The sequence below is a fragment of the Cupriavidus gilardii genome (assembly GCF_013314895.1).
Taxonomy (GTDB): domain Bacteria; phylum Pseudomonadota; class Gammaproteobacteria; order Burkholderiales; family Burkholderiaceae; genus Cupriavidus; species Cupriavidus gilardii_C.
In genome coordinates this window covers 97816-120701 of record NZ_JABTYE010000013.1, presented here as the reverse complement: position 1 = coordinate 120701, position 22886 = coordinate 97816, and the positions used below count along the sequence as shown (strand labels likewise).

Sequence of the window (22886 nt, the reverse complement as noted above, 5' to 3'; positions counted from 1 at the left end):
AATCGCGGCATGTCCTGGATTCTTGCCGTTGAAACCTCCACCGAGTGGTGTTCGGTTGCGCTTGGCCGCGCCACGCCCACTGGCGGCCTGCATTGTCTGGCCCGCCACGAACAGACCGGGCCGCGCTCGTCGGCCCGGGTCCTTCCCGCCGCCGGCGAACTGCTGGCCGAGGCCGGCATCCGGCTGGCCGATTGCGCCGCGATCGCCTTCGGCGCCGGCCCGGGATCGTTCACCGGCCTGCGCACCGCCTGCGGCATCGCCCAGGGGCTGGCCTTCGGTGCCGATCTGCCGGTGGTGCCGGTCAATACCCTGATGGCGTGCGCCGAACGCGTGCGCGGCGTGCCCGGTGCCGGCCTGGAAGGCGAGGGCGATCCCGCGGCCGACGTGTTGCCCTCCGGCATGCCGGTGCTGGTCGCCCTTGACGCCCGCATGGACGAAGTCTATGCCGGGCTGTTCGATTGGGATGCGGTGCGTGGCGAATGGCAGGAAGCCGGCCCGATGCGGGTGATCCCCCCGGAGGCGGTGCCGAACCCCGCCGCGCCGTTCTGGCTCGCCGGCAACGGCGTCACGGTCTATGGCGAGCGGCTGCAGGTTGCCGCGCAGGCTGCTCGCACGATATCGGGTGCAATGCCGCATGCGGCTGCCGTGGTGGCGATCGCCCAGCGCGCGCTGGCGCGCGGCGAGACCGTGGCCGCTGCCGATGCGGCGCCGCTGTACCTGCGCGACAAGGTCGCGCAGACTGTCGCCGAGCGTCAGGCCGCGGCGGCGGGGCGCGCCTCGCTGGCGGCGACCGGAGAGCGGCAATGAGCGCCACGCTTGGCGACAGCGGCACCGGCACCCGCGCGCGGCCCGCGGTGCCCGATATGCCGACCCTGCCGGGCGGCTGGTCGCTGGCGCGCATGAGCGCGCGCGACCTCGACGCGGTGGTCGAGATCGAGCAGCGCGCCTACAGCCATCCCTGGACCCGCGGCAACTTCGAGAACTCGGTCAAGGCCGGCCATATCGGCCTGACGCTGCGCGACCCGGCCGGCGCGCTGGCCGGTTACGCGGTGCTGATGCCGGTGGTCGACGAGATGCATCTGCTCAATATCACGATCGAACCGGCGCGCCATCGCCGCGGCCTTGGCAAGCTGCTGCTGGCCGTGGCGCTGGCGACCGCGCATCAGCATCGTCTGCCCAATGTGCTGCTCGAAGTCCGGCCATCGAATACCGCGGCGCTGGCGCTGTACGAGGCCGCCGGATTCGAGGTGATCGGTCGGCGCAAGGGCTATTACCCGGCCGCCGGCGGCGCGCGCGAGGATGCGCTGGTGCTGCGCCGCCACTGGGGTGCGCAGCAGGACCAGGCGCCGGAGGAATCGGCATGAACCGGCGCGCGCTGTTTCTCGAGGCACTGGGCATCGGCACCGAATGGGTGCCGCGTCATGCTTCGGCGCCGGCCGTCGCGCCGAATGCGCCATCGGCCGAGGCGGCACCGCGCCAGCCTGTCATCCCGATCCTGCCGGACGAGGACTTGCTGCTGTCTGCGCCCGAGTTTGCCCAAGACCGCGCCGAAGACCGCGCCGAAGACCGCTCCGAAGACCGCGCCGCCGAGCGCACCGCAGAGCGCACCGACGACATTGCCGCGCTCGACTGGCAGGCGCTGGAAGCGCGCGTCGCCGGTTGCACCGCCTGCCAGTTGTGCAGCACGCGGACGCAGACGGTGTTCGGCGTCGGCGATCGCGAGGCCGACTGGATGCTGATCGGCGAGGCGCCGGGCGAGAACGAGGACCGGCAGGGCGAGCCCTTCGTCGGCCAGGCCGGCAAGCTGCTCGACAATATGCTGGCGTCGCTGCAGCTGGCGCGGGGGCGCAATGTCTTTATCGCCAACGTGCTGAAGTGCCGGCCGCCCGGCAACCGCAATCCCGAGCCCGCCGAAGTCGAACAGTGCGAGCCGTTCCTGCGCCGGCAGATCGCGCTGGTGCGCCCGCGCCTGATCGTCGTGCTGGGCCGCTTCGCCGCGCAGACCCTGCTGCGCACCACCACGCCGATCGGCAAGCTGCGCGGCACGGTGCATCGCTACGAAGGCATCCCGGTGGTCGTGACCTACCACCCGGCCTATCTGCTGCGCACGCTCACCGACAAGGCGCGCGCGTGGGAAGACCTGTGCCTGGCGCGCGACGTCTACCGGCAGAACGATCCGGCTGCCGCGGCCGGTCAGCTCGACGCTCCACGGGCCGGCGGTGCCGGCGGCAGCGATGCGGGAGCCGGTCACTGAATTGGCGGGCGCCGGCGCGACCACGGCCGAGCCGCTGTGGCGCGCCGCCACGTCGGCGCGCGTGCGCGATCTGGCCTGGTGCACGCTGGCGCCACCGTTGTTGAGCCGCTTGCCGGACGATCTGGCCGCACTGGCGGGCCCCGGCGGTGCCGCGCTGGCGAGCTGGCCGCCGGCGGCCCTTGCCGCATGGCAGCGCTGGCTGGCGGGCGCCGACCCGGGCCAGCTGCCGCCCACCATCGAGGAATTGTCTGCCTTGCCGGGCGCCGTGCAAGCGCTGGCCCCGGCCGCGCGCAGCCTGCGCCTGGGCCGGCATGCCGAACGGCTGCTGCATTTTGCGCTGGCGCACGGCAATGGCATCGAGCTGGTCGCCTCCAACCTGCCGGTGCGCCGGCATGGCGGCCACGGCGTGCAGACGCTGGGCGAGCTGGACTTCGTCTGGCGCGAGCTGGCGGGCGGCGCCGGTCAGCTGGTGCACTGGGAAATGGCCGCCAAGTTCTATCTGCTGGTGGAGCCCGGCAGCGATGCGTCGACCGCGGCGGCGCCCGTGGAGATCGGGCGCGCCCCATGGCTGCAGGCCTTCGTCGGTCCCAATCTGGTGGACCGGCTCGGCGACAAGCTGTCGCATATCGTTCGCCGGCAGCTGCCGCTGTCGCGCACGCCGGAGGCCGAGGCGCTGCTGGGCGCCCGCGTCGATCGCAGCGAAATCTATCTGCTCGGCTGGCTGTTCTATCGCGATGGACGGATGCCGGCCGGACTCGACGGTCTGGGGCTGAATCCCGATCATCTGCGCGGCTGGTGGTCGACGCTCGAGCAGTGGGCGCAGCGGGTGCGGCGGGACCAGCGCGTCCATACGCAATCGGCGGGACTGAGCGCTTCCGCGTCGGCGCTGGCAGTACGCTGGCATCGGCTGCCGCGGGCTCGCTGGCTGTCGCCCGCACTGGTGCCCGAGCACGACACCGAATCGTTCGAGACCTTGCACGATGCGCTGGCGGCGCGGTTCGCCGAACCCCATCGGGAACTGGCCTGGCGGCGCGAGTCCCCGGTGATGATCTGCGAGATGGAGCCGGCCGGCGCCTCGGCCCCGGGCTGGTGGCGCGAACGTTCGCGCGGATTCGTCGTGCCGCCGGGCTGGGAGGAGCGGGCGCGGCAGCGCGCCGCGCAGCCGCCGCGCTGAGCCGCTGGTCTTTCGCGCGAAGGCGGCGGCGCGCGTTCGGCGCCGTCCTGGTTTAGTGGTGCTTGTCTTCGCCGATCATCGCCAGCGAGTTGTACAGCCGGACGTTCTTGCGATGCTGCCGCATCACCAGCAGCATCGTGCCGCAGACGAACATGCCGAAGGCGATGATCACGATGCCGATCGGCACGTTCAGCTTGATCAGCAGCGCATACAGGCACAGCATCAGCAGCACCGAGACGTTCTCGTTGAAGTTCTGCACCGCGATCGAGTGGCCGGCCGACAGCAGCACGTGGCCGCGATGCTGCAGCAGCGCGTTCATCGGCACCACGAAGTAGCCCGACATGCCGCCCACCAGCATCAGGAAGACGTAGGCGATCGCCATATACAGCGGCATCCGCATGCCCAGCAGGTCGAGCGCGACATCGGGCATCGCGTCCTTGGTGTAGAAGGCCATCAGCATCACGATCGCGCCCATCGCCACGCCGAACGGCAGCACCGACAGCGACTTGCGTAGCGGAATGCGCATCGCCGCCATGATCGCGCCGACGGCCACGCCGACCGCCACTACGGCCTGCAGCAGCGCGCCTTGCGACAGGTTCAGGCCGAGCGACTTCTCCGCCCACTTCAGCACGATGAACTGCAGCGTCGCGCCGGCGCCCCAGAACAGCGTGGTCACGGCCAGCGAGATCTGGCCGAGCTTGTCTTTCCACAGCGCCGTGAAGCAGTCGGCGAACTCGGCGATCAGCTTGATCGGGTTCTTCTCCTGCTGCGGATAGCGGGCGCCGGTATCGGGAATGAACAGATTGAACAGGGCGGCGATCACGTAGAACAGCATGATGACCACCATCGCGGCCTCGGCCGGCGTGTCGATGCCGGTCTCGATCCAGGGCAGGTCCATCGCCAGCATCAGCGCCGATACCTTGACCGAGATCAGCGCGCCGCCGACCACCGTGCCGAGGATGATCGAGCCGACCGTCAGGCCCTCGATCCAGCCGTTCGCGGCCACCAGGCGTTCGGCCGGCAGCAGTTCGGTCAGGATGCCGTACTTGGCCGGGGAGTAGGCCGCCGCGCCGAAGCCGACCACGCCGTAGGCCAGCAGCGGGTGCAGGCCGAACATCATGATCGCGCAGCCGCCGATCTTGATCGTGTTGGTGATGAACATCACCTTGCCCTTCGGCATCGAGTCGGCGAAGGCGCCGACGAAGGCGGCCAGCACGACATAGGAGAGCACGAAGAACAGCTTGAGCAGCGGGGTCATCCACTGCGGGGAATGCAATTCGGCGAGGAGGGCAATGGCGGCGATGAGCAGAGCGTTGTCGGCCAGCGACGAAAAAAACTGCGCGGCCATGATGGTGTAAAAACCCTTCTTCATACCTTGGACTCTGTCTCCATCGCGATTTCCTTGCGCTACTGGCGTGCCCGCGCCAACGGCTGTCGGCATCGTGCGGAGGGGGTGAACGGCGGCCTTGCCAACGGGACGCCCGCGCCTGGTCCGGTTCGGCGTGGCGGGGGCGTGTACGTACCTGACGGGACCCGTCATATTGAATCACTTTTGAAACATGGCCGGAACGTCCGGCTTTATATCACGAAAGTCTTTCAATTCCGAAGAAGGGAAGACCGCAAATTGACCGGGTTTGACCATTCGATGCGGAGCGGATTCCCGGGAATTGCCGAACCAATGTGGTCAAATAACGGTCTACGCGGTGCCCCTTCGGTGTGCTGCCGCGCATTGGTGCCGAACGCCCATGGTCGTCCCCCTGGTCATCCCCAGGGACAGTGCCCCGGGCACCACTTCGGCACGCCCGCCCATGGCCATGGCAAGCCACAGGCCCGGCGGGCCGCGATGCCGCTGTGACGAACCTTCCCTGATCCCATGCCAAGACCGATTCACGCTGTCATCCATCAACCCGCCCTGGCGAACAATCTCGAGGTGGTGCGTCGCCACGCGCCGGCATCCCGCGTCTGGGCCGTGGTCAAGGCCAACGCCTACGGTCACGGCATCCGCCGCGCCTTCGCCGGCCTGCGCGCCGCCGACGGCTTCGGCCTGCTGGACCTGAACGAGGCCGTGCTGCTGCGTGAACTGGGCTGGCAGGGGCCGATCCTGCTGCTCGAGGGCTTTTTCCAGCCGCAGGACGTGCCGCTGCTCGAGGAATACCGGCTGACCACCGCGATCCACAACGACGAGCAGCTGCGCATGCTCGAGGTGGCCCGGCCCAAGGGGCCGCTGGCGATCCAGCTCAAGCTCAATACCGGCATGAACCGGCTCGGTTTCGCGCCGGACCAGTACCGCACCGCCTGGGAGCGCGCCCGCACGCTGTCCGGAGTGGGCAGCATCGTCCATATGACCCACTTCTCCGACGCCGACGGCGAGCGCGGCATCGCGCACCAGCTGGAGGTGTTCGACGCCGCCACCGCCAATCTGCCGGGCGAGGCCAGCCTGTCGAACTCGGCCGCCACGCTATGGCATCCGGCCGCGCACCGCGCCTGGGTCCGTCCCGGCATCGTGCTGTATGGCGCCTCGCCCAGCGGCCGGCAGGCCGACATTGCGGACATCGGGCTGATGCCGGCGATGTCGCTGCACAGCGAACTGATCGCGGTGCAGGAATTGCGGCCCGGCGACACGGTCGGCTACGGCTCGCTGTTTACGGCCGACCGCCCGATGCGGATCGGCGTGGTCGCCTGCGGCTATGCCGACGGCTATCCGCGCCATGCCGCGGGCTGGGGCGACCAGCCGGCGCCGGTGCTGGTCGATGGCGTGCGCACGCATCTGGTCGGCCGGGTGTCGATGGACATGCTGTGCGTCGACCTGACGCCGTGCCCGAAGGCGCGGGTCGGTTCGCCGGTCACCCTGTGGGGCCACGGCCTGCCGATCGACGAGGTGGCCGCTGCCAGCGGCACCGTCGGCTACGAGCTGATGTGCGCGCTGGCGCCGCGCGTGCCGGTCACCGTCGCGACGCTGACCGTGCCGGACGCCCCCAACGTCGCCGAGAGCGCGCCGGCCAAGTAGAATCGGCGCCTCGCGGCGCCTGCCGGCCTCCGGACTTTCCCGGCCTTCCAGCCCTCGGGGCTTTCGGCGGCGGCGCCTTCTCGTTCCTGGCCCAAGGATTCCCGTTGGCAAAGACCAAGACCATTTACACCTGTACCGAATGCGGCGGCTCCGTGCCGCGCTGGCAGGGGCAGTGCCCGCATTGCCAGCAATGGAACACGCTGGTCGAGAGCCTGCCGGAGACGCCGTCGGCGCGGCGCTTCCAGCCGCTCGCGGCGACCAGCACGGTCCAGCGGCTGTCCGAGATCGAGGCGTCCGACGTGCCGCGCTTTAGCAGCGGCATCGAGGAATTCGACCGGGTGCTCGGCGGCGGCCTGGTGGCCGGCGGCGTGGTGCTGATCGGCGGCGACCCCGGCATCGGCAAGTCCACGCTGCTGTTGCAGGCGCTCGCCAATCTGGCCGGCAGCCGGCGCGTGCTCTATGTCAGCGGCGAGGAGTCGGGCGCGCAGATCGCGCTGCGCGCGCAGCGGCTGGGTATCGACAGTCCGAGCCTGGGGCTGCTGCCCGAGATTCAGCTCGAGAAGATCCAGGCGACGCTGGACGCGGACAAGCCCGAGGTGGCGGTGATCGACTCGATCCAGACGCTGTACTCGGAGGCGCTGACGTCGGCGCCGGGCTCGGTGGCCCAGGTGCGCGAATGCGCGGCGCAGCTGACGCGGATCGCCAAGAGCAGCGGTACCACGATCATCCTGGTCGGCCATGTGACCAAGGAAGGCAGCCTGGCCGGGCCGCGCGTGCTCGAGCATATCGTCGATACGGTGCTGTATTTCGAGGGCGACACGCATTCCTCGCACCGGCTGATTCGCGCGTTCAAGAACCGCTTCGGCGCGGTCAACGAGCTGGGTGTGTTCGCGATGACCGAGCGCGGGCTGCGCGGCATCAGCAATCCGTCGGCGCTGTTCCTGTCGCAGCATGAGCAGACCGTGTCCGGGTCCTGCGTGATGGTCACGCAGGAGGGTTCGCGCCCGCTGCTGGTCGAGATCCAGGCGCTGGTCGACGCCGCCCATGTGCCCAATCCGCGGCGTCTGGCGGTGGGCCTCGAGCAGAACCGGCTGGCGCTGCTGCTGGCGGTGCTGCACCGCCATGCCGGCATCGCCTGCTTCGACCAAGACGTGTTCCTGAACGCGGTGGGCGGGGTCAAGATCACCGAGCCGGCGGCCGATCTCGCGGTGCTGCTGTCGATCCATTCGTCGATGCGCAACAAGCCGTTGCCGCGCGGGCTGGTGGTGTTCGGCGAGGTCGGCCTGGCGGGGGAGATCCGTCCCAGCCCGCGCGGCCAGGACCGGCTGCGCGAGGCGGCGAAGCTGGGCTTCACGCAGGCGGTGATTCCGAAGGCCAACGCGCCCAAGCAGCCGATCGACGGGCTCGAGGTGATCCCCGTCGAACGGATCGAGCAGGCGATCGAGCGCGTGCGCCATCTCGACGGCTGAGCGCCGCGCGTACCGGCGCTTTCAGCCGAACACCGAGTCCTCGCACAGCGCGCCGAGCAGCGCGGCGATCAGCACCACTGCCGACACGAACAGCCAGCGCTGCGTGCGGCGGTACTCGGGGACCTGGTCGTCCTCGACCCGCAGCGAGCGGAACAGCGCCACCACCTGCAGGCCGGCGGCGACACCCAGCGAGACCTCGACGGCCAGCGACAGCGCGTTCCACGGGCCCGGACTCTCGAAACTCCAGTAGCGCCAGAAGGCCAGCGTAAAGGCCAGCAGCACCGAGATCGCAGTGATGAACCCCTGGCGGTAGCCGACCGGCACCACCGGCGCCGGCGACGGGCGCGGTTCGGCCGCCGGGCCGCGGTTGCCATTGGCGGCCTCTGCGGTCGCGCGGAAACAGGGCGGCCGGGTCGGCCGGGTCGGGCGGATTGGCCGGGTCGGGCGGAATTCGGTGCTGCGCACGGCGCGCAGGGCATTGCTGTTCATGGGTACGGTCCTCGACGAATCATGGGGCGAACGCATGGTGCGCCGACGCAATGAACGGCATTGTTCGCGCGTTCGCCGGCATCGGCAATGCCGGCATGCGGCGCTGCGGCGATCGGTCGCAATCGTGGCGGTCGCGCGTGCATGCGCCGTCGCACGCTGCGGCGCGTGTTGGGCAAAATCGGTAAGATGGCGCCTGGTCGCGATACCGGACCACCGCATATCGCCGATGCCCCGTTCTACCCGGACCATTCCCAACCATTCCCAACCATTCCGGACCATTCCGGACCTTGTTCACCGCTTCGTTCACCGCTCTGTCGACCGCCATTCCGCCATGCAAGCGAATTCCCGCGCCTACTTCCTGCTGATCGCCATCGTCTCGTTCGGACTGGTCGGCTATGCCCTCTATCTGCAGCACGCGCAGGGCTATCAGCCGTGTCCGCTTTGCGTGATGCAGCGCTTCGCCTTCGTCGCGATCGGCCTGTTCTCGCTGCTGGCGGCGCTGGGGCAGGGCACCCGCACGCTGTGGCAAGGGCTGGCGATGCTGTCGGGCGTCGGCGGCATCGCGGTAGCCGGCTACCACGTGTCGCTGCTGCTCAATCCGAAGGCGAGCTGCGGCATCGACCCGCTGGAGAACTGGGTCAACGCGCTGCCGACCGCGCGCGTGCTGCCGCAAGTGTTCTATTCCGACGGTCTGTGCTCCGCGCCGCTGCCGCCCGTGCTCGGCATCTCGATTCCGGGCTGGTCGCTGATCTGGCTGGTGGTGCTGACCGGCGTGCTGGCGGTCGGACTGATCCGCCGCGAACGTAACTACCGTTGAGCGACCCGTCGCGGCCGCTCGACACCATTCCTGGAGAAACTGGCCGTGTTCCGTTGGTTTGAAAGGCGTATCCACAACTACCCGGATACGCTCCCCGATACGCCGCCGCCGCACTGGATCGCGTTCATCGTCGATTGCACGGCGGGCGTGCGGCGCTATCTGTTGCTGCTGGTGCTGTGCGCAATGGCGATCGGCATCTTCGAGGCGGTACTGTTCAGCATGCTCGGGCGCCTCGTCGACTGGCTGGCCGCGGTCAAGCCCGAAGCACTGTGGTCGACCTATTCGGATCGCCTGCTGCTGCTGGCCGGCATCGTGCTGGCCAGCATCGCGGTGGTCACGGTCTGGAGCATGCTGAAGTTCCAGACGCTGTTCGGCAACTTCCCGATGCGCCTGCGCTGGAATTTCCACCGGCTGATGCTGAACCAGAGCATGGGCTTCTTCCAGGACGAGTTTGCCGGCCGCGTCACCACCAAGGTCATGCAGACCGCGCTGGCGGTGCGCGATGCCGTGATGACGGTGGCGGATATCCTGGTCTATATCGTGATCTACCTGGTGTCGGCGGCGGTGGTGCTGGGCAATTTCGATGGCTGGCTGCTGGCGCCGTTCCTGGTCTGGGTGATTGCCTATGTCGGCGCGTCGTGGTACTTCGTGCCGCGGCTGGCGCGCGTCTCCGCGCATCAGGCCGACGCGCGTTCGGTGATGACCGGGCGCGTGACCGACGCCTACACCAATATCGCGACGGTCAAGCTGTTCTCGCACTCGCGGCGCGAGGCCAGCTACGTGCGCAGCGCGATGCAGGAGTTCATGCAACCCGTGTATGCGCAGGGCCGGCTGATCAGCGCGTTCGAGATCGTCAACCACACGCTGATCATGATGCTGATCGTCGCCACGACCGGACTCGCGCTGTTCCTGTGGTCCGCCGGCCAGATCGGCATCGGCGCGGTGGCGGCGGCGACCGCGATGGCGATGCGTCTGAACGGCATCTCGCAATGGGCGATGTGGGAGATCGCCGAGCTGTTCGAGCACATCGGCACGGTGCGCGACGGCGTGTCGACGCTGGCGCGTCCGCGCCATATCGAGGATCGGCCCGATGCGGTACCGCTGCGGGTCACGCAGGGCGAAATCCGCTTCGAGCACGTCGGCTTTTCCTATGGCTCCGGCCGGCCGGTGTTCGACGACTTCACGCTGACGATCCGGCCCGGCGAGAAGGTCGGGCTGGTGGGCCGCTCGGGCGCGGGCAAATCGACGCTGGTCAATCTGCTGCTGCGTTTCTACGACGTCGAGTCGGGTCGCATCCTGATCGACGGCCAGGATATCGCCGGCGTGACGCAGGACAGCCTGCGCGCGCAGATCGGCATGGTGACGCAGGACACCTCGCTGCTGCACCGCTCGGTGCGGGACAACATCGTCTACGGCCGGCCCGATGCCACCGATGCCGAGATGATTGCCGCTGCGCGGCGCGCCGAGGCCGAGGACTTCATCCACACGCTGAGCGATCGGGAAGGGCGGCGCGGCTACGACGCGCACGTCGGCGAGCGCGGCGTCAAGCTGTCGGGCGGGCAACGCCAGCGCATCGCGATCGCCCGCGTGATGCTCAAGGATGCGCCGATCCTGCTGCTGGACGAGGCCACCAGCGCGCTCGACAGCGAGGTCGAGATCGCGATCCAGCAGAGCCTGTACCGGCTGATGGAAGGCAAGACCGTGGTGGCGATCGCGCATCGGCTGTCGACGTTGGCGGCGATGGACCGCATTGTCGTGCTGGACCGTGGCCGCATCGTGGAGCAGGGCACGCATCGCGAACTGCTGCAGCGTGGCGGGCTGTACGGCCGGCTGTGGGCGCATCAGAGCGGCGGCTTCCTGACCGAGGAGGCGCTGCAGGAATAGCGGGGCAGCGGCACGCCCGACTGCGGCCGGGCCGCAGTCGGGATCCCGTCAGGCGATCTGCTCGATCTGCTCCTGCAGCTCCAGCCAGCGCTCTTCCAGCGTGGCCAGTTCGCCTTCGACTTCGCCCTGGCGCTTGAGCATCTCGAGCAGCTTCGCCTTGTTGGCCTCGGCATAGCTCGCTTCGTCGGCCATGAAGCCGTCGATCTCCGTCTTGGCCTGCTGCAGCACGGCCATCCGCTTCTCGACCTTTTCCAGCTCCCTGGTCAACGGCTTGCGCAACTGCGCGAGCCGTTGCCGTTCATCCGCCTCGGCGCGGCGTTGGTCGCGACGATTCTGCGCAGGCGCCGCGGTGTCCTCGCCTTCCGCGCCACCGGACCGATGCGCGGCGGCCGCGGCGTTGCGCTTGGCGGCGGCCTGCTGCAGCAGCCAGTCGCGATAGTCGTCGAGGTCGCCGTCGAAGGGCTGCAGGCCGCCGTTGGCCACCAGCATGAACTGGTCGGTGGTCGCGCGAAGCAGGTGCCGGTCGTGCGAGACCAGGATCAGCGTGCCCTCGAACTGCGCCAGCGCCATCGTCAGCGCCTCGCGCGTATCGAGATCCAGGTGGTTGGTCGGCTCGTCGAGCAGCAGCAGGTTCGGCTTCTGCCAGACGATCAGCGCCAGCGCGAGCCGCGCCTTTTCTCCCCCCGAGAACGGTTCGATCGGCGAGGTCGCCATGTCGCCGCGGAAATTGAAGCTGCCGAGGAAGTCGCGCAGTTCCTGTTCGCGCGTATCGGGCGCCAGCCGCGCCAGATGCTGCAGCGGCGAGTCGTGGTCGCGCAGCGTCTCCAGCTGGTGCTGCGCGAAGTAGCCGATCTGCAGGCCCTTGCCGTGGCGCAGCGTGCCGGACAACGGGGCCAGCGTGCCGGCCAGGGTCTTGACCAGCGTCGATTTGCCCTGGCCGTTGGCGCCCAGCAGGCCGATGCGCTGGCCGTTCTGGATCGACAGCGTCAGGCCGTGCAGGATCGTCACCGGCGGCGGACCGTCGTAGCCGCAGTCGACCGCGTCGAGCACCATCATCGGATTGGGCGCGGCATCCGGTTCGCGGAATTCGAACGAGAAGCCGGCCGCGGCGTGCACCGGCGCCAGCCGCTCCATCTTCTCCAGCGCCTTGACGCGGCTCTGAGCCTGGCGCGCCTTGGTGGCCTTGGCCTTGAAGCGGGTGATGAACGATTCCAGGTGCGCGATCTGCTTCTGCTGGCGCGCGTACGCGGCCTGCTGCTGCGCCATCTGCTGCAGCCGCAGCGTCTCGAACAGGCTGTAGTTGCCGCCATAGCGGCGCAGCTGCTGCTGTTCGATATGAACCGTGACATTGCAGATCGCGTCGAGGAATTCGCGATCGTGCGAGATCATCACCAGCGTGCCGGGATAGCGCGCCAGCCAGTCTTCGAGCCAGACGATCGCATCGAGGTCCAGGTGGTTGGTCGGTTCGTCGAGCAGCAGCAGATCGGACGGGCACATCAGCGCCTGCGCCAGGTTCAGGCGCATGCGCCAGCCGCCGGAGAATGCCGCCACCGGCTGGCCCACCTGCGCCAGCGTGAAGCCCAGGCCCAGCAGCAGCGCCTCGGCACGCGAGGCCGCGGTGTAGCCGTCGGCGTCCGCGTAGGCCGCATGCGCTTCGGCTTCGGCGTGGCCGTCGCCGCTGGCCTGCGCGCTGGCGATGGTCTGCTCGATCGCGCGCAGCCGCGTGTCGCCGTCGATCACGTATTCGAGCGCGCTGCGCGACACCGCCGGCGTTTCCTGCGCGACATGGGCCACGCGCCATTGCGCGGGCACCGACACGTCGCCGCCGTCCGGATGGATTTCGCCGCGCAGCAGCGCGAACAGCGTCGATTTGCCGCTGCCGTTGGCACCGACCAGGCCGACGCGTTCGCCGGGGTTCAGCGTCACGCTGGTATGGTCGAACAGCACCTTGGTGCCGCGCTGGAGGACTAGCTGGTCGATTCGGATCACAAGAGTCTTCTATGGAAAGTCGAGCCCGGCACGAAGCCGGGCAGGGCGCATTTTAGCCCGGGGCGGCGGGCGGCATGCCGCCGGTGTCGCGCCGGCCCGCAATTCGCGAGACAATGCGCCCCCGCGTCGTTGCTTGCCGGTTGCATGGTCGGGCGCCGACCATCGGTCGCCGTGCCGCTACCGGTGGAGCTGCCGCCTGCCGTCGTCGCCTGCCATCATCGCCTGGCGTCACCGCCTGCCGTCGCTTATTTCACCCCACCGCATGCCTGCCGACCCTGTTCCCCGCGCCGTCCCGCACACCACCAGCTCGCCCTGGACGCCGGTCCGCAAGGACTTCGTCGATCCGGGGACGCGCTGCGCCGGCTCGGGCGCGGGCGGCAAGGGGCACGGCATTGGCTCGGGCCATGCCTATATCCTGCGCGATGCGCACGGCGACGAGCACGCTTTGGGTCCGGACTGTGCGCATCGGCTGCTGGGCGGCAATGCCGGTCTGGACAGCGTGCCGGACTTTACCGCGCGTGCTGCCGGCGCCGGACCCTGGCGCGACGATGCACGGCCGGCTCGCGGCGCACGCGGCGCACGCGGCGGGCTGGAGCGAGAGCAGGCCCGGCTGCATGCCGCGGCGGTCCGCTACCTGCTGCTGCGCATGGAGAAGGTCGCCGCCGTGCCCCGCGTGCAGCCCAGCGTCCGTTTCGCCCCGCTCGAGCCGTTGTATGCGGCCTGGCGCGAGACAGGCGCCCTGACGCCGCAGCAGGCAAGCCGCGTGTTGGCGATCGAGCGCAGCCCGTCCACGCCGGCCACGCTGAAAAGCGCCAATCTGCTCGACGTCTACACTGCCTACGTGCAGCTGGAACGCAAGCTGCGCGAGGCGGTACGGCTCGAGCAGCAGCGCTTCCTGCGCGGCGTGATGGACTGGCTGGCCCGCCATCTGACACTGACCCGGGCGCAGGGCGAGGCCGCCGGACTGGCGCTGCATCCGCGCGCCTGGCAGCTCGAAGCGGTGCCGCGGCGCGCGGGCGGGGCCGGGAACGCCGGGTCGAACGGCGACTGGGACGGCTGACCGGCCGATTGGAACGGCTGATTGGACCGGCCGATTGGACCGGCCGACTTAGGTGCCGGCGGCGAGCTCGAGGTCGTCGTAGGGCAGGCTGACGTAGATCAGCACCGTCAGCAGCGTGATGAAGAAGCGGAAGGCGTCGGGCACGCCGTTCCATTCCTTCGACATCCACATGCCGAACCACTCGCCGCCGATCGACATGAAGGCGACCTGCCAGGTCAGGAAACCCAGCGTCAGGCCCGCCACTGCCCAGGTCTTCGCCCGATGGAATGCACGCGGCGATTGCCGGCGCGCGCGCCACAGCGCGATGCCGCCGGCCCAGCACAGCAGCGCCGTGGCGGTCTCGAGCGCGATGATGCCGATGTAGCCGGCGTGATGCAGCAGCGGCGACCGGATGGCGCGGTACATGATGCCGTTGCCGGGGAAGGTCGTGTCCATCAGGAACACATGCTGGACGAAGGCAAAGTTGGTGCCGTAGTCGGTGATGTTGCCGAACGACACCAGCGAGGCGAACAGGGCCATGGCCAATACCGCGGCGATCTTGGAATAACGCACGATCATGTTGACAGTCTCAGGATCAATGACCGCCAGTCCTGCGGCGGGATGGCGTGCCAACCCCGGCCGGTTGCGCAACGTGGCGGTCGGAATGAAGGGAAGAGGCGGGACCCGGGACGGGCGCGGGGGAAATCCGGCTGGAGATCGGGACTGGTGTTACCTGAAACGCGTGGCGGGCCTGGGAAGCCGCGCCGGCCGCGTCGGATCGATCCAACCTTGTGCGGACGGGATTGTACCGGCTGGCGCCAGCCGGCGGAATGGCGTTTAATGCGGTCATCGATTCTGGTCGCCCCGGAGAGCCGCCGATGCAGCTGCACGATTGCTTTTCAAGCCGCTACGAGGAAGCGCGCGCCAGGTTCAGGCTGGCGGCCCAGAACGTCGGCGACGTGCCCACGCCGTTCGCGCATCCGACGCGGCGCGGCGCCGAGGACGAGGAGCTGGCGATGGACGTCGCCTGGATCGGTCCGCGCGATGCGCGCCATCTGATCCTGGTCACCTCGGCGATGCACGGCGTCGAGGGCTTCTGCGGCTCCGGGGCGCAGATCGCGCTGCTGCACGATGCCGCGCTGCTGCAGCAATGCGCGAAGGCCGGGGCGGCGCTGCTGCTGGTGCATGCGGTCAATCCCTACGGCTTCTCGCATATGCGCCGGGTCAACGAGGACAACGTCGACCTGAACCGCAACTTCATGGATTTCACGCGGCCGCTGCCGCAAAACGCTGCCTATGCCGAAGTCGCGCCGCTGCTGCTGCCCGCGCACTGGCCGCCGTCGGAGCAGGACGAGGCCGCGCTGGCGCGCACGATCGCCGAGCGCGGCATGAGCTGGTATCAGGCGGCGGTCAGCGCGGGCCAGTACGACGACCCGCACGGCATGTTCTATGGCGGGCGCGTGGCGACCTGGAGCAACTACACGCTGCGCCGCATCCTCGCGCGCTACGGCGCGGGACGAACGAGCCTGCGCTGGATCGACATCCATACCGGGCTGGGGCCCTGGGGCTATGGCGAGCCGATCTACATGGGGCCCGACGATGTGCCGCAGCTGGAGCGGACCCGCGCGATCTGGGGCCAGCACGTGACCTCGATGTACGACGGCTCGTCGACCTCGGCCAATCTGACCGGGCTGGCGTGGCACGCCGTCCCGGATACGTTGCCCGCGATCGACTTTGCCGGCATCGCGCTGGAGTTCGGCACCTTGCCGCTGCCGGACGTGTTGCAGGCGCTGCGCGGCGATCACTGGCTGCATCTGCATCCGGACGCCGACAACACCCAGCGTGCGCTGATCCGCCACGGCATGTGGCGGGCCTTCTACGGCGATGCCGACGACTGGCGCGAAGGGGTCGTCGAGCAATGCACGACCGCGGTACGCGCCGCGGCCGTGGCGTTGGCGGCGATGGAGTAAGACCGCAGCGGCGGTCGTTCTGCCAGCAGCGTCCGCCAACAAAAAGCCCTACAGCCCAGCCGCCTCCAGCGCCTCGTACGTCAGCAGGAATACCTGTTCCTCGCCCGCGCTGACCGTCAGCCAGATCAGTTCCAGATCGGGGAAGGCGGCCTGGACGTTGTCGAACTCGTTGCCGATCTCGACCACCAGCACGCCGCCGGGATTGAGCCGCGCGCGTGCGCCGGCGACGATGCGGCGCACCACATCCATGCCGTCGTCGCCGCCGGCGAGCGCGATGCGCGGCTCGGCCAGATATTCGGCGGGCAGCCGCTGCATCGCGCCTTCGTTGACATACGGCGGATTGCTGAAGATCACGTCATAGGTCGCGCCGGCCGGCAGCGGCGCATACAGGTCGCCGTGATACAGCCGGATGCGGTCCTCGAGCCCGTAGTCGGCGACATTGCGGCGCGCAACTTCCAGCGCATCGGCCGAGATGTCGACCGCATCGATGGTCGCATGCGGCCAGGCCTGCGCGGCCAGGATCGGCAGGCAGCCCGAGCCGGTGCACAGCTCCAGCACCGGGCCGATCGCGTCGATATCGCCGACCCACGGATCCAGCCCGTCCTGCAGCAGCTCGCCGATAAAGCTGCGCGGCACGATCACGCGCTCGTCGACATAGAAGCGCTGCCCATGCATGTACGCCTCGTGCGTGATATAGGCCGCCGGCACGCGCTCGTCGACGCGGCGGCGGATCACCTCCATCACCGCGTCGATTTCCTCTGGCAGCAGCCGCGCATCGAGGAACGGGTCCAGCGTATCGAGCGGCAGATGCAGCGTATGCAGGATCAGATAGACCGCCTCGTCGTAGGCGTTGTCGGTGCCGTGGCCGAACGACAGGCCGGCCTGGGTGAAGCGCGACACCGCCAGGCGCAGCAGATCGCGGACGGTGGACAGGGGAGAGGCGTTGGCCATGGCGGAAAAGTGGTCAGGGTCGGTCAGGGGCGGCAAGGCGGGATCGCTCAGGCGATCAGCCGTTCCAGCACGCCGCGATAGATGTTCTTCAGCGGCTCGATGAAGCGCACTTCGACGTGCTCGTCGATCTTGTGGATGCTGGCGTTCGGCGGGCCAAATTCGATCACCTGCGGGCAGATCTTCGCGATGAAGCGGCCGTCCGACGTGCCGCCGGTGGTCGACAGCTCGGTCTGCACGCCGGTCTCGGCGGCGATCGCCGCGGCCATCGCCTCGGACAGATCCCCGCGCGGCGTCAGGAACGGCTCGCCGCCGAGCGTCCAGTCGAGCTGGTAGTCGAGCCCGTGGCGATCGAGGATCGCGTGCACGCGGGCCTTCAACTGCTCCGGCGTGCTGGCCGTCGAGAAGCGGAAGTTGAAATCGATGGTCACGTGGCCGGGGATCACGTTGGTCGCGCCGGTGCCCGCGTGGATGTTCGACATCTGCCAGGTGGTCGGCGGAAAGTACTCGTTGCCGTCGTCCCAGCGCTCGCCGACCAGTTCGGCCAGCGCCGGCGCGGCCAGATGGATCGGGTTGCGGGCCAGATGCGGATAGGCGATATGGCCCTGCACGCCCTTGACGGTCAGCTTGCCGGACAGCGAGCCGCGCCGGCCGTTCTTGACCATGTCGCCGAGCGTGTCGACCGAGGTCGGCTCGCCGACCACGCAGTAGTCGAGCCGTTCGCCGCGAGCCTGCAGTGCCTGCACCACCTTGACGGTGCCGTCGTGCGCCGGGCCTTCCTCGTCGCTGGTGATCAGCAGCGCGATCGAACCGGCATGGTCCGGATGGGTCTGCAGGAATTCCTCGATCGCCACCACGAAGCCGGCGATCGACGTCTTCATGTCGGCGGCGCCGCGGCCGTACAGCTTGCCGTCGCGGTGAGTCGGCTCGAACGGCGGCGAGGTCCATTGTTCGAGCGGGCCGGTCGGCACCACGTCGGTGTGGCCGGCGAAGACCAGCAGCTTGCCGTCCGTGCCCAGCCGGCCGCGCTTGACCGCCCACAGATTGGTGACGCGAAACGAATCCGGGCCGCTGACCAGCGATTCGCAGGTGAAGCCGAGCGCGGACAGCCGCGTCTGCAGCACGGCCTGGCAGCCTTCGTCGGCGGGCGTCACCGACTGGCGGCGGATCAGGTCTTCGGTCAGCGCCAGCGTGGGATTGGCGGCGGGCGTGGCAGGGATGATGGCGGTCATGGCGCAGCTATGGTAATCGGGGGGATCGGGATGATCGGGCAAACCAGCGTTCTAGCGTTCTAGCGTTCTAGCGTTTTAGCGTTTTAGCGTTTTAGCGTTCGAACTCAGCCCTGGAAACGTCCGGCGTACTGGTCGGCGGCAAAGCCGACCGCGACCGTGCCGTCATGCTCGAGCACCGGCCGCTTGATCAGCGAGGGGCTGCGCTGCATCAGCGCGATCGCGCCATCGGGGTCCTCGGCCAGCGCCTTGTCGGCGTCCGGCAGCGCGCGCCAGGTGGTGCCTTTGCGATTGAGCAGCAGCGACAGCGGTACCTGCGCCAGCCAGCGGCGCAGCAGCGTCTCGTCGACGCCCTGCTTCTTGAAGTCGTGGAAGGCGTAGTCGATGCCGTTGGTTTCGAGCCAGGTGCGGGCTTTCTTGACGGTATCGCAGTTCGGGATGCCGTAGAGCTGGACGGTCATGGCGAATGAAGGAGAAAACGTTGGCGGGGAAGGCAGGCGCGATGCGGTCCGCGATGGCACCGAGCGCCCGGTCTCAGCGCAGCAGCAGATTGATGGCGATCACCAGCGCGGGCAGGCCCAGCGCAAAACCGGCCATCGCCACCGCGGTCATCAGGCGCAGGCGGCGGTCCAGCCGTGCCGCTTCCTTGCGCAGCGCGTCGATCGTGATCGCATGCTGTTCGGCCAGCAGCTTGACATTCTCGGCCTGCTGCATCGCGGCCGATTCGAGCTCGGCGACGCGCGCGGCCAACAGGCGGACCTGCTGCTGCGGATCGGCCACGGGCGCGCCATCGCCGCCGTCCGCCGGCTCGTCCTTGCGCTTGCCTTTCTTGTATTTCTCGATGGTCTTGTTGGCCTGCTCGAGAATGGTCGGCAGCAGGGAGAGCACGGTGCTGACGGTAGCGGGGTCCAGGGCCATGAATCGCTTGCGAAGGGAGGGCACGGGTCACCTCACGTGGGAGCCGGTGTCGATGGGGGCTCGGGCGAGGATGGGACGACCAGGCGGGCGGGGCAGCGGTGGCGGCGCGGGCCGCCACCGGGCTGCCGTCAGTCGCCGCGCAGCAGGTCGTTCAGGCTGGTCTTGGCGCGCGTCTGCGCGTCGACCTTCTTGACGATCACGGCACAGTACAGGCTGTACTTGCCGTCCTTCGACGGCAGATTGCCTGCCACCACCACCGAGCCCGCCGGCACGCGGCCGTAGTGGATCTCGCCGGTTTCGCGATCGTAGATCTTGGTCGACTGGCCCAGGTAGACGCCCATCGAGATCACCGAGTTCTCCTCGACGATCACACCTTCCACAACTTCCGAGCGGGCGCCGATGAAGCAGTTGTCCTCGATGATGACCGGGTTGGCCTGCAGCGGCTCGAGCACGCCGCCGATGCCGACGCCGCCCGACAGGTGCACGTTCTTGCCGATCTGCGCGCACGAACCGACCGTGGCCCAGGTATCGACCATCGTGCCTTCATCGACATAGGCGCCGATGTTGACGTACGAGGGCATCAGCACCGCGTTCTTCGCGATGAACGAGCCGCGGCGGGCCACCGCCGGCGGCACCACGCGGAAGCCGCCCTTGGCGAAGTCGTCGGCCGACCAGCCGGCGAACTTGGTCGGCACCTTGTCGTAGAACTGCGCGAAGCCGCCGGCGGCCATCGGCGCGTTGTCTTCCAGGCGGAACGACAGCAGCACCGCCTTCTTGACCCACTGGTTGACGATCCAGTCCTTGCCTTGCTTCTCGGCCACGCGCAGCGTGCCCGCGTCGAGCTGGCCGATCACCGTGGCCACCGCTTCGCGGATGTCGGCCGGGGCGGACTTGGGCGACAGGCTGGCGCGGTCTTCCCAGGCCTGGTCGATCAGAGCTTGCAGTGCTTGCGTCATATGCGTTTCTTCGCGTGTTGTCGTGGTTGAATTCGTGGCCGCCGCGCGTGGTAGCAGTCGGCGGCCGATATGGGTGCGCCCCGGGCTCGGATCGGTTCAGCCGCGGCCCGCCAGGCCCCGGCAGAAGGCGACGATGCGCTGCGCGCCTTCGCGGCATTCCTCGGGCGTCGCCACCAGCGCCATCCGCACGCGATTGGCGCCCGGATTGATGCCGTCGGCCTCGCGCGCCAGATAGCTGCCGGGCAGCACGGTCAGGTGCTGTTCGGCATAGAGCCGCGCGGCGAATTCGGTATCGCTCAGGCCCGTGCGCGAGACATCGGCCCACAGATAGAAGCCCGCGTCGGGCAGCGCGACGTCCAGCACCTCGGCGAGCATCGGCGTGACCTCGGCGAACTTGGCGGCATAGGCGGCGCGGTTCTCGCGCACATGGGCCTCGTCGTTCCATGCTGCGACGCTGGCGCTCTGCACCGCGGGGTTCATCGCGCCGCCATGATAGGTCCGATACAGCAGGAAGCGGCTCAGCAGCGCGGCGTCGCCGGCGACGAAGCCCGAGCGCAGGCCCGGCACGTTCGAGCGCTTGGACAGGCTCGAGAACATCACCAGCCGCTCGAAGCCGCGGCCCAGCCGGTGCGCCGCCTCCAGCGCGCCCAGCGGCGGCTTGCCTTCGTCGAAATAGATCTCCGAATAGCACTCGTCGGAGGCGATCACGAAGCCGTGACGGTCAGACAGCGCGAACAGCTGGCGCCAGTCGTCGAGCGACAGCACCGCGCCGGTCGGATTGCCGGGCGAGCAGACATAGACAAGTTGGACGCGCGGCCAGACGTCATCGGCAATCCGGTCGAACGCCGGGGCGAAATTGCGCGCCGGGTCGCTGTTGGCGAACACCGGCGTCGCGCCGGCCAGCAGCGCGGCGCCTTCGTAGATCTGATAGAACGGATTCGGGCACAGCACCAGCGCGCCGGGGCGGGTGCCGTCGACCACGGTCTGGGCGAAGGCGAACAGCGCCTCGCGCGAGCCGGTGACCGGCAGCACCTGGCTGGCAGGGTCGACGCGGGGCAGGCCGTAGCGGCGTTCCAGCCAGCCTGCGATGCATTGGCGCAGCGCGTCGGATCCGGCCGTTGTGGGATAATTCGCCAGCCCGCCAAGGGACTCGGCCAGCGCATCGCGGATGAAGCGCGGAGTCGGATGCTTGGGCTCGCCGATGCCGAAACTGATCGGCCGCAGCGCACCGTTCGGCCCGATTCCCGCAAACAGGGCCTTCAGTTTCTCGAACGGGTAGGGCTGCAGCAAATCGAGACGCGGGTTCATGATGGGTCGAAGGCCTGTCGAAACGCAGCATTATAAGGGACGAGGCGCCGCGCCGAGGGACCGGCGGGCCGCGCGCGTTCCGGCCCGATCCGGCCACATCCGGCCCATTCGGCCCATTCAGCCCATTCGGCCCATTCAGCCCGATCCGGGCCAACGGGCTTGAGCGGCTTGACGGGCCCCGGTCGAGCACGCCATATCACCCAGAGCCAAGTCAGGCACCGTTTCCCGGGTGCCGCCTGCCAGTGTTTTCCATTCCATGAGCCATTCCAACGCCAACGTGCGGCCCGGCGCCGCCAATGCCGACCCCAACGCCGATATCTTGAAGGCTTCCCTGTCGATCCTGCTCGGCGCCTCCGTGTGGGGCATCGCCTGGTATCCGTACCGCCTGCTGGCCGCCTGGGGCCTGGGCGGCATGAAGGCCGCGGCCGTGGTCAGCGCGGTCGCCGCCGTGCTGGCGCTGCTGGTGCTGCGGCGGCAATTGCGCGGCCTGCGCTGGTCGTGGCTGTTCGTCGCGATCGCGCTGGCGGCCGGCGTCACCAATGCCGGCTTCGTCTGGGGCAGCGTGCACGGCCACGTGATGCGGGTGCTGCTGCTGTTCTATCTGACCCCGGTGTGGACCGTGCTGGTGGCGCGGCTGCTGATCGGCGAGCGGGTCTCCCCCGCGGGCCTGCTGCTGGTCGCGCTGGCCATGTTCGGCGCCGGCCTGATGCTGTGGACGCCGGAAGTCGGCGTGCCGCTGCCGCGCGATGCCGCCGAATGGGCCGGCCTGGTCGCCGGCATCGCCTTCGCCTTCAATAACGTGCTGTCGCGCCGCGCCGGTCAGCGCTTTCCCGAGATGGACGCGCGCCTGCGCACGCTGATGGTGTTCGGCGGCGGCACCCTGGTGGGTGGCATCGCGGCGTTGTGGCTCGATGCCGGCGCGGTGACGATCGCGCCGGACGCCCGCGTGGCGGCGCCATTGCTGGTGCTGGGGCTGGCGGCCACGCTGGTGGTCGGCAATGCCATCGTCCAGTACGGGCTGCAGCATCTGCCCGCCAACCGGGTCTCGCTGCTGATGCTGTTCGAGATCGTGATCGCCGCGGTGTCGTCGTGGTGGCTGGCAACCGAGACGCTGAGCTGGAAGGAGGCGGCCGGGGGGCTGTGCATCGTGGCGGCGGGCGCCTTGTCGGGATTGGTGCATCGCCGCACAGGCCCGGCCCGGGCGCCGGCAGCGGGCGAGGGCGCTTGCGGTCTGCAGGGGCAGTAAGCGGCCCGCCGGGCGCTTGGCTCCACTGCGGCGGGGCGCGGGTGGGCACACTGCCATAGGCCTCGAACGGCTCCCCAACGCGGCCGAACGCCTGCGTAACACCCCGTAAATCCGGCTGGGCGGCGTCACTCCGATGGTATGATTAGCGCCAATTTTCGGGCACAAGTGCGCGGCGAATGCGGTGCGGGC

21 protein-coding genes are annotated in these 22886 nt (G+C 69.0%); 11 read left to right on the top strand and 10 right to left on the bottom strand.

The features are described 5' to 3' along the window. Nucleotides 1-9 precede the first annotated feature (9 nt). Genes tsaB through HTY53_RS14565 form a run of 4 tightly spaced genes read left to right on the top strand, consistent with a single transcriptional unit; the run spans nucleotide 10 to nucleotide 3428 of the window. Nucleotides 10-807 (top strand): tRNA (adenosine(37)-N6)-threonylcarbamoyltransferase complex dimerization subunit type 1 TsaB, encoded by a 798-nt coding sequence (tsaB, locus tag HTY53_RS14580; protein ID WP_174107319.1) that lies wholly within the window; start codon nucleotides 10-12, stop codon nucleotides 805-807. Then, a complete protein-coding gene (gene rimI / locus HTY53_RS14575) occupies nucleotides 804-1364 on the top strand; it encodes a ribosomal protein S18-alanine N-acetyltransferase (RefSeq protein ID WP_238511818.1) in 561 nt (186 codons plus the stop codon). Before tsaB ends, rimI begins: the two co-directional genes overlap by 4 nt. Then, on the top strand, nucleotides 1361-2254 hold the full coding sequence (locus HTY53_RS14570; protein WP_174107318.1) for a uracil-DNA glycosylase: 894 nt from the start codon (nucleotides 1361-1363) through the stop codon (nucleotides 2252-2254). The genes rimI and HTY53_RS14570 overlap by 4 nt, the downstream gene beginning before the upstream one ends. Beyond that, the gene (locus HTY53_RS14565) at nucleotides 2235-3428 is read left to right on the top strand and encodes a DUF1853 family protein (protein ID WP_174107317.1); all 1194 of its coding nucleotides are present in this window, start codon (nucleotides 2235-2237) and stop codon (nucleotides 3426-3428) included. Before HTY53_RS14570 ends, HTY53_RS14565 begins: the two co-directional genes overlap by 20 nt. A 52-nt stretch (nucleotides 3429-3480) precedes the next feature. Here HTY53_RS14565 and lplT read toward each other — a convergent pair whose 3' ends face one another. Then, a complete protein-coding gene (gene lplT, locus HTY53_RS14560) occupies nucleotides 3481-4800 on the bottom strand; it encodes a lysophospholipid transporter LplT (RefSeq protein ID WP_174107316.1) in 1320 nt (439 codons plus the stop codon). Nucleotides 4801-5301: 501 nt separating this feature from the next. On the opposite strand from lplT, the gene alr reads away from it, so the two are divergent. Beyond that, nucleotides 5302-6435 carry an alanine racemase gene (gene alr, locus HTY53_RS14555; protein ID WP_174107315.1) on the top strand — a complete coding sequence of 378 codons (1134 nt, stop codon included), beginning with the start codon at nucleotides 5302-5304 and terminating at the stop codon, nucleotides 6433-6435. Nucleotides 6436-6539: 104 nt separating this feature from the next. Continuing rightward, complete coding sequence (radA, locus tag HTY53_RS14550) at nucleotides 6540-7904, top strand: DNA repair protein RadA (RefSeq protein WP_174107314.1); 1365 nt, start codon at nucleotides 6540-6542, stop codon at nucleotides 7902-7904. Between the two features lie 21 nt (nucleotides 7905-7925). Here the strand turns inward: radA and HTY53_RS25055 are convergent, their stop codons facing one another. Continuing rightward, nucleotides 7926-8393, bottom strand: coding sequence for a hypothetical protein (locus HTY53_RS25055; RefSeq protein ID WP_368040999.1), 468 nt, complete (start codon nucleotides 8391-8393; stop codon nucleotides 7926-7928). 331 nt (nucleotides 8394-8724) lie between these two features. Here HTY53_RS25055 and HTY53_RS14540 point away from each other — a divergent pair, with 331 nt between their 5' ends. After that, nucleotides 8725-9210 (top strand): disulfide bond formation protein B, encoded by a 486-nt coding sequence (locus tag HTY53_RS14540; protein WP_174107313.1) that lies wholly within the window; start codon nucleotides 8725-8727, stop codon nucleotides 9208-9210. A gap of 45 nt (nucleotides 9211-9255) precedes the next feature. After that, entirely contained in the window at nucleotides 9256-11094 is a 1839-nt protein-coding gene (locus tag HTY53_RS14535; RefSeq protein ID WP_174107312.1) for an ABC transporter ATP-binding protein, read from the top strand. A 48-nt stretch (nucleotides 11095-11142) separates the two neighbouring features. Here HTY53_RS14535 and HTY53_RS14530 read toward each other — a convergent pair whose 3' ends face one another. After that, the gene (locus HTY53_RS14530) at nucleotides 11143-13083 is read right to left on the bottom strand and encodes an ATP-binding cassette domain-containing protein (protein WP_174107311.1); all 1941 of its coding nucleotides are present in this window, start codon (nucleotides 13081-13083) and stop codon (nucleotides 11143-11145) included. Nucleotides 13084-13345: 262 nt separating this feature from the next. On the opposite strand from HTY53_RS14530, the gene HTY53_RS14525 reads away from it, so the two are divergent. Next, the gene (locus tag HTY53_RS14525) at nucleotides 13346-14143 is read left to right on the top strand and encodes a hypothetical protein (RefSeq protein WP_174107310.1); all 798 of its coding nucleotides are present in this window, start codon (nucleotides 13346-13348) and stop codon (nucleotides 14141-14143) included. 48 nt (nucleotides 14144-14191) lie between these two features. Here HTY53_RS14525 and HTY53_RS14520 read toward each other — a convergent pair whose 3' ends face one another. Further along, nucleotides 14192-14701, bottom strand: a complete 510-nt coding sequence (locus HTY53_RS14520) for a DUF2165 family protein (protein ID WP_174107309.1) — start codon at nucleotides 14699-14701, stop codon at nucleotides 14192-14194. 299 nt (nucleotides 14702-15000) lie between these two features. Between HTY53_RS14520 and HTY53_RS14515 the strand changes: the two genes are divergently transcribed. Then, a complete protein-coding gene (locus HTY53_RS14515) occupies nucleotides 15001-16092 on the top strand; it encodes a M14 family metallopeptidase (protein ID WP_174107308.1) in 1092 nt (363 codons plus the stop codon). A gap of 48 nt (nucleotides 16093-16140) precedes the next feature. On the opposite strand, the gene prmB is transcribed toward HTY53_RS14515, so the two are convergent. The 6 genes from prmB to dapC all read right to left on the bottom strand — a co-directional run bounded on the left by prmB (nucleotide 16141) and on the right by dapC (nucleotide 21451). Then, the gene (gene prmB / locus HTY53_RS14510; RefSeq protein WP_174107307.1) at nucleotides 16141-17043 is read right to left on the bottom strand and encodes a 50S ribosomal protein L3 N(5)-glutamine methyltransferase; all 903 of its coding nucleotides are present in this window, start codon (nucleotides 17041-17043) and stop codon (nucleotides 16141-16143) included. 47 nt (nucleotides 17044-17090) lie between these two features. After that, entirely contained in the window at nucleotides 17091-18272 is a 1182-nt protein-coding gene (gene dapE / locus HTY53_RS14505) for a succinyl-diaminopimelate desuccinylase (RefSeq protein ID WP_174107306.1), read from the bottom strand. Between the two features lie 104 nt (nucleotides 18273-18376). Then, nucleotides 18377-18730, bottom strand: coding sequence for an ArsC family reductase (locus tag HTY53_RS14500; protein ID WP_174107305.1), 354 nt, complete (start codon nucleotides 18728-18730; stop codon nucleotides 18377-18379). A gap of 73 nt (nucleotides 18731-18803) precedes the next feature. Continuing rightward, on the bottom strand, nucleotides 18804-19187 hold the full coding sequence (locus HTY53_RS14495) for a hypothetical protein (RefSeq protein ID WP_174107304.1): 384 nt from the start codon (nucleotides 19185-19187) through the stop codon (nucleotides 18804-18806). Between the two features lie 128 nt (nucleotides 19188-19315). Further along, entirely contained in the window at nucleotides 19316-20143 is an 828-nt protein-coding gene (gene dapD / locus HTY53_RS14490; RefSeq protein WP_149319041.1) for a 2,3,4,5-tetrahydropyridine-2,6-dicarboxylate N-succinyltransferase, read from the bottom strand. A 96-nt stretch (nucleotides 20144-20239) separates the two neighbouring features. Next, nucleotides 20240-21451, bottom strand: coding sequence for a succinyldiaminopimelate transaminase (gene dapC, locus HTY53_RS14485; RefSeq protein ID WP_174107303.1), 1212 nt, complete (start codon nucleotides 21449-21451; stop codon nucleotides 20240-20242). A 256-nt stretch (nucleotides 21452-21707) separates the two neighbouring features. Here dapC and HTY53_RS14480 point away from each other — a divergent pair, with 256 nt between their 5' ends. Then, entirely contained in the window at nucleotides 21708-22697 is a 990-nt protein-coding gene (locus HTY53_RS14480; RefSeq protein WP_174107302.1) for a DMT family transporter, read from the top strand. The last annotated feature ends 189 nt before the right edge of the window (nucleotides 22698-22886 follow it).